Below are 11,139 nucleotides of genomic sequence, written 5' to 3'. Positions count from 1 at the left end.
CTTGGAACACATTATCATACTCTTTTTGATTAAATGGAGGTGGAGTGAATGGAGAAGCCCCTGTAGCAAAAACCAATACATCGTAATTTTCTAGTTTCTTTTCTCCAGAAACAAGATCCGTCACTTCTAACTGTTTGTTGGTATGATCAACTTTTGTCACTTTATGTTCGGTGAAAACTGAGACATTGTATCTCTTTTTGAACCATACTGCATCTCTAGGAGTTAAGGCACTTAATTCTTCAACTTCTCCACCAATTTGATAAGGAATTCCGCAAACAGAATAAGAAATGTCTTTTCCTTGATCGTACACGACAATTTCAGCTTCCTCTGTATTTCTTCGAGCTTTAGCTGCTACCGAAGTACCTGCTGCAACGGATCCAATGACAATAATTTTCATATAGTTTTTCTCCTCACTTATTGTTTAATAAAAGCTCGTTATTAGAATGGATTTATCTATTAAAAAATTCAAATTTTTAACAATTTTCCACCTTTATAGTTCATACTTTCTTTCATTCACTGACTACGGGTGTTCTGTTCTTTTTTCTACTTTTACTAAATCTGTATTTACAAGAATTTTTATGGTGGGATAAGGTCATTTAGGTAAAATCAAAATCCTCTAAAACGTTACAAGTACATAACTACTCATATGGAATACTATCTACTATTTTCACCTATTTAAGTTCAGACAAAGCTTTCATTACGATGGAATAAGACTAATAGCCATAAAAATTCCCTTCTTTTTATTCTCTTAATTTAAATATAGATGATGTTCTATCTATATGCAACAATAAAAATATAGTCTCATATAAAGATAATTGTTATCTATTTATGAGCGCATATTTCTAATTCAACTATTTTCAATATTGGAATTTTTTATTTCGGTAAAACTTTATTCCGTTTACTCAAAAAGATCATTAGATAACTCTACTACTTTATTAATCCAAGTGACTTCGTTTTTAATACTTTATTTAAAGTGCTAATCATTAACATACTGTTGTTTATGAATCATTAAATATGTGAATTCAGCTTCCCTTTTTTCATTTGCCTGTAGTTAGTAGATGATTTAAAAGTATGCTATCACTTATAAATGTAATTAGTTTAAGATTATATACTAATTATTAATTAAAGCATCTTCTGATGATTAAATTAATGTAATTTTAAGAGAAAATAAACTGTATAATATAATTAGTAAGCATCATTGATTTTAAACATAATTAGTAGCTTAACTATTTTTTAAGGAGGAATACATATGGAATTTTATATTAGACCAATTAATAGTGGGGACGGTAAAGGTTTAAACGAATTAAGACGCATGCCTGGGGTATTTGAAAATATTTTAGGTATTCCTTCAGAGAGAATACAACAAAATGAAGACTTTGTTGTTAGTATGGACGCTAATCAGCACCAGTTTGTCGCTATTTCAAAGTTTCAAGATAAAGAGGAACTAATTGTAGGAACCGCTGGATTATCTGTAAACGGTAATCATCGTATGAGACATAGTGGAACTATAGGTATAATGATCCATAAAGATTATCACAATCAAGGTATTGGTTCTGCTTTAATATCTGCACTTATAGACGTAGCAGATAATTGGTTAATGCTTGTTAGACTCGAACTTACTGTATTTGAGAAAAACGAAAGAGCTATACATCTATATGAGAAGTTTGGATTTGAAAAAGAGGGCCTTAAACGGCTTGCAGCAATAAAAGAAGGAAAGTACGAGAATGAATACATAATGGCGAGAATAAATCCTACTTTTCATTCCTTTTTGAATAACTAACTAATAGTTAATTTCTTTTTACATTAATAAGCTAATTTAGATAAGACCACTTTTTACTGGAAAAATTAGTGGCCTTTCTTAATTTGGATATGTTACATGATTTTATAGAAGTTTATGTGCCTAAATAAATCTATCTACCGTTATATGCCTCTAACCAATGATGGGGTTGTAATTCTTTTAAAGTTTTAAATAATAAGTCATTATCTTTTGTAGTGATTGCTGCTTTTACATCTGATCCCCAATAGACTAAACGTTCTTGACATGTTCCACATGGAGTTAATATTTTAAAAGGAGCATTTTCATTTTCTCTAACCACACATATGCTATGAGTAACAAAAGTATCCAATTTGTGTGCTTCTAATATTGATCCTGTCTCCATACACAACTCAGTTGAAGCATTCAATACATCTGGAGATACACTCGTTAAGATTTGATTATTTTTTGTGTACATAGCTGCTGCACCACCCCAGCCTTTAGGATATCTTTTTTCTATTAACAGTATAGCTGCTTGGTATATAGTTTCTTCTATATTCATTAAATAAGCTCCTTTCTGTAGATATACTATTTCGGATGATATCTTTGCTATAATCGTTTTTTATGTTCCATTTAATCTAAAAATATAGTTGTACATTATTAAATTTTTTAAAGTTTAATTGCTACACTTATTTTTATTTTAGATAATGATAAAAAAATACCAACTACAATACTTACAAATGTAATAAGATAAAAATCTTTGTATGTAATACTAATTTTCGATTCATATTTAATGCTCCTCTTAAATATAAATAAATCTCTGAAAAAAAAGAATAGTTAATTACTTTTAAACTCTCCAGTTATTTTTTGTAATAGCTATCATCAGAAAATAATACTATTTTTACTAGTAAATATTATTATAAATTTTTCTACCTACCTTATTTCATTTTTATCTTTGAAAAAAATAATTTCAGAAAAAGCTATACCAAAAGATATACCAAAGCTAGTTGAAAAAACGTTAAATAAATCTATTTTAGAAGACCTCATTACGTAACCAAAAAAATAATTTACAGTACTCAATAAAATAAAAACGGTAATAAATTTAAATATTCTTTTCCTTATATAAACCCCTTTAAAGTTCCTAATATTTACAAGGGCTGTAAAAGGAACATATATTAGCATGAAGAAAGTTAAAAATAGATACCCTACTAAAATTTTAAAAGAAATAGCATTATCTATATTTTTATAAATAATAAAAAAAGTTACTATAGTCGCCGATAAAAATAAACCATAAAGAACTTTTGTGAAAAGTAATCTTTTATTCTTTTTCATTTTGTGCCTCTCCCAAGTTGTTAGAATATATAGTGGTTAATAAATTTCTATTAAATTATATCATTAAATATACATTTAACGTACCTAAGGTTATTTTATACTGTTCAGTATTGAAACTTTTATATAGAATGATTTTTTAGCATGGAGATACTTACGAGATAGTATAATAAAATTAATAGTCTCTTGATAAAAAAGGCGAAATATTAATGTTTATAGTTAACCCATTTTATGCGATTTTATTAGGACTTATTTATTTATTTATTCGTCAGAAAAGAACTGAGATACATTAATTATAGTTTACTTTTTTTCTTGTCTTCTGTAGTTCATATTTTGTGTTGTCTATCCCATTTCATTTTAAAAATCTTCCTTCAAAATAGTTTTTGAAGGAAGATTTTTATACTATATATTTATCTCGTAGAATATCTTTCACAATAAAAAAGAGAACAGATGTTTAATAGCATCTATTCTTTTTTTAAAATATTTATTAGCCAATATTTTTTATGATGGTACGGATACGACTTCTCCTGTATCTAATAAACATAGATAGGTTTCCGTAACTTTTTTATCTAAAATAGATTCTAATGCAGATCGGTATAAATTCATTTGACCTTTATACTTCTCTAACATTTTCTCACCTGATTGTGGCCCATAATGACTGACTCTATCTGTCTTGTAGTCAAATAAAATAATCCGATCCTCTAACTCGATATAGCCGTCAATAATTCCGTGAATCAATATTTTGTCTTCAGCGTCGCCATTCATATCTGTAAACAATTTTTCAGCTTCTAATAAAAGTGAGAATGGTTCTTCACGATGAACATCTTTTGAAAAATCAATAATCATTTTCCCTAGTGGTGTTGTAAAAAATTCCACTACTTGTTCAACATTGACTTTTGCAGCAACATCTTCTTTTAAAACGCCATTTTTGATCAATGACGCAATTAGAGCTTCCAGTGTTTCTATAGTAGGAGCCGTACTTAAATCAACAGCTTGCATCACGGAATGCGTTGCCGTTCCTATTTCTGCATTCGAAGGAGCGGTTAATTCAGCCATAAACAGTGGTCGATCTAGAGTTTCTTCAACATACCGGTTTCGATTTCTCGGTTGATTGATATCGATTTTAACCATTTGATCGCTGTCTGGCTCTTCAAATAGCCGTTTGATTTCTGAAACCGATTGATAACTGGTTGTATGAGAAGCACCTTCATGCTCATAAATGTAATTCATCAATTCTAACGCTTTTTGAACGGTGAGTTGTTTGGGTTCAGCCTCAGAGATTGTATCTTGCAACTGATTCAACTTCTCTAACCAGTTTTCATCCGTTCCATTATCTTTTGAAATCAATTGTTCTTGAATTGCACTTTCATCATAAAAGTGGATACTAAAATGGGCAGAATGATTGGTAATGGCTCCATTTCTGGCACTGACAGAGATCTCCTCATTTTGACTTGAAGGATGACGAACAAGAGATAATCCGATCCACTTCATTAAACTACTAGCGGTAAATCGAATATCGGCTGGCAAAACGGTTGGATTATGGGAACTAACGACACCCCATTCTTTCCATGCTGCTGCTTCATCTTTATATGAACCCACTAAAAATAATTTTTCTTCTGCACGTGTCAATGCTACATATAATTTTCGCATTTCTTCAGATAACAATTTCGTTTTCTTCTCCACTTTCAAAGCGATTTCCGGTAAAGATGGGTATCGAATGCGACGGTCCAAATCTTTAAAATCCGTTCCCACTCCATATTGTTCATTAAAAATATAACTTTTTTTAATATCTTGCAAATTAAATTTTTTCGTTAAATCTAATACAAAGACGACTGGAAACTCTAGTCCTTTACTTGCATGGATCGTCATCACTCGAACAGCGTTCTCATCTTCAGATATAGCTGTAGGCTCTGCTAGATCTTTGTCTTTTTCTTGCATTTTTTCGATGAATCGTACAAATTGAAATAATCCTTTAAAACTTGTTTTTTCATAGCTGGCTGCACGCTCATATAAAGCATGCAAATTAGCTTTGCGTTGTTTACCCGAACTCATTCCTCCAACATAGTCTAAAAATCCTGTATCGTCATAAATTGTCCATATTAATGCTACTAAATGATCTCGTCGAGCAATTTCACGCCATTTGTTCAACCGCGTTAAAAACACATCGATTTTTCCATATAAATGTGAGGTAAAACGACTCGCTTTTTCTACACCTGGATAAGTTTGATAAAACGTTTTTACGGCATCAAAGTAATCCCCTGTTTTTTGGCTGATCCTAATTGAAGCTAATTCGTTCTCATCTAATCCAACAAGTGGCGAACGCAACACTGCAGCCAAAGGAATGTCTTGATATGGGTTATCAATGACTTTCAGCAAAGACATCATAATCGTGATCTCAGTCGTTTGAAAGTAATTCTGTGTATCATTTACTTGAAGCGGAATAGCCAGTCGTTTGAACATTTCCATTAATACCAAGTTATTCTTTTTAGTTGGTGTCAACAAAACAATGTCTCGATAATTAATTGGACGTGTTGTTTTAGCTCGCTTATCATAAATTGGAAATTGCGTTTGAATCAATTCTTGAATTTTTTGGCCGACCATCAATAATTCGCCTTCTGTCTTATCTTCAATCCGCATATCCCAATTAATCGATTCCGTTTCTTCGTCCTCATCTTCGGTGTCATTAGTACCTTTTTCGTAAATCAAAAGTTCCGGTTGATGTTTCTGCAATTCTGGAAAACCTGTAAAGCCTTGCACGAGTTTAGCCGCTTCATCATAATCCATTTGTCCAACTGCTTTATCCATTAGTTGTTCAAAGACTAAATTAGTGAATTGCAACACTTCACCACGTGAACGGAAATTTTCAGCTAATATAATTCGTTCACCTAATTCGTGATATTCATACTGTTCATATTTTTTTAAAAATAATCCTGGATCAGCTAAACGAAATGAATAAATGGATTGCTTCACATCACCTACCATGAACAAGTTTCCTTGATCTGATTTGTCATGGGCTAACCAACGCAATATATTTTCTTGAAGTTGGTTGATGTCTTGGTATTCATCAACCATGACTTCTTTAAATTTGTCTCGATAATGCATCGAAGCTTCAGTTGGAACCCAGTCTTCCTCATTGAACTGAGCCAGAATTTGGAGAGTCGAATGTTCTAAATCATTAAAATCTAAAAGGTTCCGTTCATCCTTGCGCTGACGAAAAGCTTCTGTGAAGAGTTGCGTCACACGCGCCATTTCTTCAACCAAAGGAGCAGCACTTAACATCAAGTCGATTTGTTCTTGGGGAGAAGCAGAGAAATAATCATTAGCTAATTCTTTAAAACGAGCTTTATATTGATCACGTAATCCCTTCATTTCTTCAGCCGTTTCTTTTATCGCTTCATCGGTTCCCTTTTTGATTGCTTTCCATCGAGCAAATTCAAAGTTTTTACAGCAATTATACGCTGCTTGATAATTGTGTTCGTTGATATATGCTTGAATTTCTTGCAATGCGATCCATTCTCCGCGAATCAAATCGGTTTGGTATTTTAGCTCTTCAGTACCCTCGCCTAGCTGAGCCGCAACTTGAGAAAGCTCGATTAGACTGTCCAATACTGATAAAATCTGAGGTTTTAACAGTTCTTTAAATAAAATGCCGGTCGTTAAATCATTTTCTTTTACTTGGTATAAATAAGATAATTGTTCTAACCACACAGCAGGCCTAGGGTTAGCTCTTGAAAACTCATACAAAGAGAAGATTAAGTCTGTTAGCCCCGCATCGCTTCGATCATTAGAGTACGAAGCGGTCAAATCTTTAAAAAGAGAGTCTTCTTCTCCGTACAACTCCTCTCTTACTTCTTCCCAGACACTTTCCTTAAGTAAAAGAATCTCTGTTTCATCCGTTAATAATCTAAAGATAGGATCTAAATTAATCAAATAATAATAACGACGGATTACTTGAAGACAAAAAGCATGCAATGTACTGATTGACGCTTGATGAATCAAGGTTACTTGTCGAGTAAGGTGTCTTTTTAATTCCATATCACTTTCAGATGTGACGGCTTCTTGGATTGCAACTTGGATCCGAGCTTTCATTTCTTTTGCGGCTGCTTCTGTATAAGTCACGATCAACATCTCATCAACATTGGTCCCCGATTTTATTTTTTCAATCACACGTTGGACAAGAACTGTTGTTTTACCTGAACCTGCTGAAGCAGACACAAGAATATTGTGGCCTTCTTCATAGATTGCCTGCCATTGTCCATCGGTAAAATGACTGTTTTCGGGTTTTAGCGGAAGTGGGTTCATCATTCTTCATCTTCCTCCTCTTCTTGCATTTTCTTAAGAATGTCTTCTCTTTTTAACGATTCCATCCGACGATAATTGTTTTCAGGCAACATCGCATCAAATTGTGAAACTGCGCGCAATGGTCCATTAACAGTCGGAATAAATTGTCTTTTTTCATAGAAAGGATTTAAAGTATTTACTCCTTCTACAATTTTATTGCCGGCATCAACAATCAATTTTTGGTTGTGTTGGCGTAATGCAGTCATTTCATCCAACGTAACAAATTTATTCGATTTTAAGTCTTCATTTTTCAATTGATTGAAGGGATAGACAAGTGAAGCTTTTGTCGGTTCAATCGTAGGATCTAATGACAAGAGCATGTCTTCATCTTCAAGCAACAATCCGTCCATTTTATAGGATTTTAGCAACTCATTGATATACGCATCTTCATCTAAAAATGTCCCCTTTTTCATAAACGGATTGGATACATGCAAATAAAACGCACCTGCAGGTTTAGCTTCGTGTCCAATCAATCCAACAGCATTTTGAAGAGCCGTATCCAAGTACGTAATCATTTGCATAGCTAGACCATAATAAGCATCCTGGTAATTAAATTTATGCGCGCTTGACTTGTAATCCACTACACTTAGGTAATAATCATCACCTAGATTCATGGCATCCACTCGATCGATTTTCCCGCGTAAATGTAGGGTTCCACCATTGTTCAGTGGAAAAGATAATCCTTCAATACCGGTTTGATTTGCAACTTGACCAAATAAAACTTCTGTCTGGACATTTTTCATATTTGTCCGTCTGCTTTGATTGCCGATGACCCAAACCATCTTTTTAATCGTTTGTCCTAGTTGATCACGAATATACTTCATACGATTGGAGGCATTTAAAATAGAGAATTTTGGTTTTCCATAAAGTTCTGTTAACACTTCTGATGTCAATTGTTCCAGCATGTCTTCCGTCAATTGATCAAAGCTGAGGTTTTTTTGAATGATTTGTTTAAACAAGTGATCTAACGCATCATGAAAGAATTCTCCCGTACCAGCTGGAGAAAGTTCAAAAACATCTCGTTCTTTTAACTTCAATCCATACGTCAAGAAATGGCCATAATGATCTGCATAAAAAGCTTCTAAACGAGAAACAGATAAATACAAATCTTTGCCATACAAATCTGTTGCAATGGTACTTTTTAAAGGTACTGGCAGATTTTTCTTAACCAAACTAACCAGTAAGTGATTAAAATCGCGTGCCACTTGTTTATCTCGTTTAAAGAACGTATATAAATTTTGCCAAAATAAACTTAACTGACCTTTTTGATCTTGCTCTTTGCGCAAAATCATCAACAGCTGACTAATCGTCGTTTTTTTCGTTCCAACAAAATCCATTAATTCTTTATCGGATGGATTTTCTAGTGATGTGACATCCATCAATTTGGGTTGGATCGGAAGATGAAACGCTTTTGCTATCCTGTCCACATATGGTGATAGTTTTGGACCATTCTTTGTTTCATCGCTGGTTGGGAAACTAAAAATCAATTTCTCAGAAGAATCTAAAAAGGCTTGATAAGCAATAAACAGTTCAGACGCCATAACCGCTTCAACAGTCGGTTTTAAATATTTTGTATCGTCTAGAAATTGTGAAAAGAAATCCCGATCTTCTTCAGTTAAAATACTTTTATTTTCAGTTTTAGCGGGCAAGTGGGCATCGGTTACTCCCAGCATAAATGTGACTTTGGCTGTTCCGATACGTGTTCCTTCAATACCTGAAAAAGTGACTTGATCAATACTTGGTGGAACCATGCTGTAAGTCGCATTATCAAATCCCGTCATTAAGATTGCATAGAAACTATCCAAGTCGAACGGTTCCTCTCCCAAAACTTCTACATATTCATCTAAAAGCTGCAAAAATGTTTGCCATGTTTGTTCATGTTTGCGAGCTTCTTCAAGATCATTGTCTTCAATCGCTTGGTCTCTCCAAAAGCCTATTTGATCTTTAACTCCAATGGTTTCCATAAATACATACAGTTCTTTTGCAGCATCTTTACTGGTTTGCGCTTTTTCTAATCGGTTGAAAAATGGAACCAATAATCCTGTCAGATCCGTTTTAATGGAATTGGCAATCTGTTCAATCCGCTGATCATTGTCCGACTGAAACTCGGCATCTTCATAGAAGTAACGAGTGTAGTGCCAAGGATCTGATTTTGTCCATTGGTACCCCTCATAGCCATAAGACAATAATACATTTTCGGTTACATCCACTCGTTCTCTAAACTGTCGTGCACGTTGCACATGCTGATTCACCCGTTGTGCGCGTTCTTTTGAAAGAGCTTCTTCCCCTTCGCTTATTGGAATCACTAACTCCGTTCTAAGAAGTCGCATCACATCTGCATATCGCCAATTGCGTTTGTAAATGCTGACTAAAGAGTCAATCACTTCAATAAGCGGATGTTGATTCATCAATTCTGCACTATCAACAAATAACTCTATCTCGTGACTACTAAATAACGGCTCTATGATGGCTAGATAATCATCCATATTGCGAGTCAAGACTAAAATATCCTTATAACGGTAATCACCAGTGGCAACCAATTTACGAATTTCTTTGGCCACATGGGTGATTTCTGCTTGTTTATTCTCTGCAGCCCATATCTCGATGCAATTCCCCATCGTATCAATGTTGTCTAACAGCTCATTGTTTGTTGAGGTGATTTGGCTCGTTTCTACCCAAAATTCTTCCAGTTGATTTAATTCCCCACAGTATGCCTCATCAATTTCTTGGATCAGTTTGTCTTTGTAGACTGGAATATTATTTTGGCGAGCCAGTTGATACAATTTATAGTAAGTTGCTCCGGATGTCTGGAATAAATTATGCATTTCCGGTTTTTCAACGGCATATGCTTTATCTGAGGTCAGCGCAATCGTCACTTTTTTAGCAGCTTTCATTAATGCCAAAATAAGTGCTTGTTCTTGAGCAGTAAATTGATAATAACTTTCAATGTAAATAGTGGTTTTAGACAAATCTAACTCTTCCACTTTTTGAATCAATGCAGACACAATATCTTCAGACTCGATATATTTATTCAATAATGCTGCATCAAAAGCCTGATAAATTAAGGATAGATCCTGTAACTTCAATTTGAAATCGGCTTCTTTAGGTGAAGTACCTAGACTAAACATCATATGATCCAAATCTGCTTGTGCAATCCGACCGCTGCGTAATTCTAAAAACAGATCTGTCATTTGCTGAACAAATCCATCTTTTCGGACTTCACCGCGATAGATGGTCAACTCTTCTTCATGTTCAATCAGTAATTTGCGAATCAACATCGATAAACCGGTTGTGGTTAATTGCGGCTTAGCGTAAATATCGGTATCTTTTAACCAATACCATGCTAATCGTGTAAAACTGAATACTTGTAAATGCATCATGCCCATAATCGGCTTCTTTTCAAAATAAGAATAGTGACTAAGTTTTTCTAAAACGGTCATTTCAGCCTGAAATTTAATATGGTCCGGAACTAAATAAAAAATAGACTCTTCCGTTTGTTTCGTCAGGCTTTCTGCTATCTCATCCAATAGTACCGAACGTTTATCACGATTCGCACGGCCTAACACAAATTGCAATCCCATCGTATTTCGCACATCCTCTCATTCAACTTCTCTGTCTCTCATTTTAACATACGCAAAAAAATAACGAGAGAAGAAACTTACCCTTATACCAACATTCATTTTTATCTTTTCATGGAAGAGTGAGTGTGATTTTTT

The 11,139-nt window shown here is 34.0% G+C and carries 6 protein-coding genes; 1 reads left to right on the top strand and 5 read right to left on the bottom strand.

Translation table 11 applies throughout. The features are described 5' to 3' along the window. The coding region (locus tag ACKI3H_RS02125; protein ID WP_407370638.1) for an FAD-dependent oxidoreductase at positions 1-397 on the bottom strand (397 nt) is incomplete at its 3' end. Between the two features lie 852 nt (positions 398-1,249). Here ACKI3H_RS02125 and ACKI3H_RS02120 point away from each other — a divergent pair. Further along, positions 1,250-1,780: a GNAT family N-acetyltransferase gene (locus tag ACKI3H_RS02120; RefSeq protein ID WP_407370637.1), complete on the top strand. Its 531-nt coding sequence runs from the start codon at positions 1,250-1,252 to the stop codon at positions 1,778-1,780. Positions 1,781-1,910: 130 nt separating this feature from the next. On the opposite strand, the gene ACKI3H_RS02115 is transcribed toward ACKI3H_RS02120, so the two are convergent. The 4 genes from ACKI3H_RS02115 to ACKI3H_RS02100 form a co-directional block, all read right to left on the bottom strand. After that, the gene (locus ACKI3H_RS02115; RefSeq protein ID WP_407370636.1) at positions 1,911-2,315 is read right to left on the bottom strand and encodes a cytidine deaminase; all 405 of its coding nucleotides are present in this window, start codon (positions 2,313-2,315) and stop codon (positions 1,911-1,913) included. Positions 2,316-2,686: 371 nt separating this feature from the next. Continuing rightward, on the bottom strand, positions 2,687-3,085 hold the full coding sequence (locus tag ACKI3H_RS02110) for a hypothetical protein (protein WP_407370635.1): 399 nt from the start codon (positions 3,083-3,085) through the stop codon (positions 2,687-2,689). A gap of 498 nt (positions 3,086-3,583) precedes the next feature. Next, positions 3,584-7,387, bottom strand: coding sequence for a helicase-exonuclease AddAB subunit AddA (gene addA, locus ACKI3H_RS02105; protein WP_407370634.1), 3,804 nt, complete (start codon positions 7,385-7,387; stop codon positions 3,584-3,586). Further along, the gene (locus ACKI3H_RS02100; protein WP_407370633.1) at positions 7,384-11,004 is read right to left on the bottom strand and encodes a PD-(D/E)XK nuclease family protein; all 3,621 of its coding nucleotides are present in this window, start codon (positions 11,002-11,004) and stop codon (positions 7,384-7,386) included. The genes addA and ACKI3H_RS02100 overlap by 4 nt, the downstream gene beginning before the upstream one ends. Positions 11,005-11,139 lie beyond the last annotated feature (135 nt).

The organism is Carnobacterium sp., assembly GCF_045617425.1.
Taxonomy (GTDB): domain Bacteria; phylum Bacillota; class Bacilli; order Lactobacillales; family Carnobacteriaceae; genus Carnobacterium_B.
The sequence above is the reverse complement of the archived record's forward strand: the minus strand, read 5'-3'. Positions and strand labels throughout refer to the sequence as shown.

Excerpts from the sequence above, each read along its gene's own strand:
- ACKI3H_RS02120 (WP_407370637.1), top strand. The coding sequence starts at position 1,250 with ATGGAATTTTATATTAGACCAATTAATAGTGGGGACGGTAAAGGTTTA.
- ACKI3H_RS02115 (WP_407370636.1), bottom strand. The coding sequence starts at position 2,315 with ATGAATATAGAAGAAACTATATACCAAGCAGCTATACTGTTAATAGAA.
- ACKI3H_RS02110 (WP_407370635.1), bottom strand. The coding sequence starts at position 3,085 with ATGAAAAAGAATAAAAGATTACTTTTCACAAAAGTTCTTTATGGTTTA.
- addA (WP_407370634.1), bottom strand. The coding sequence starts at position 7,387 with ATGATGAACCCACTTCCGCTAAAACCCGAAAACAGTCATTTTACCGAT.
- ACKI3H_RS02100 (WP_407370633.1), bottom strand. The coding sequence starts at position 11,004 with ATGGGATTGCAATTTGTGTTAGGCCGTGCGAATCGTGATAAACGTTCG.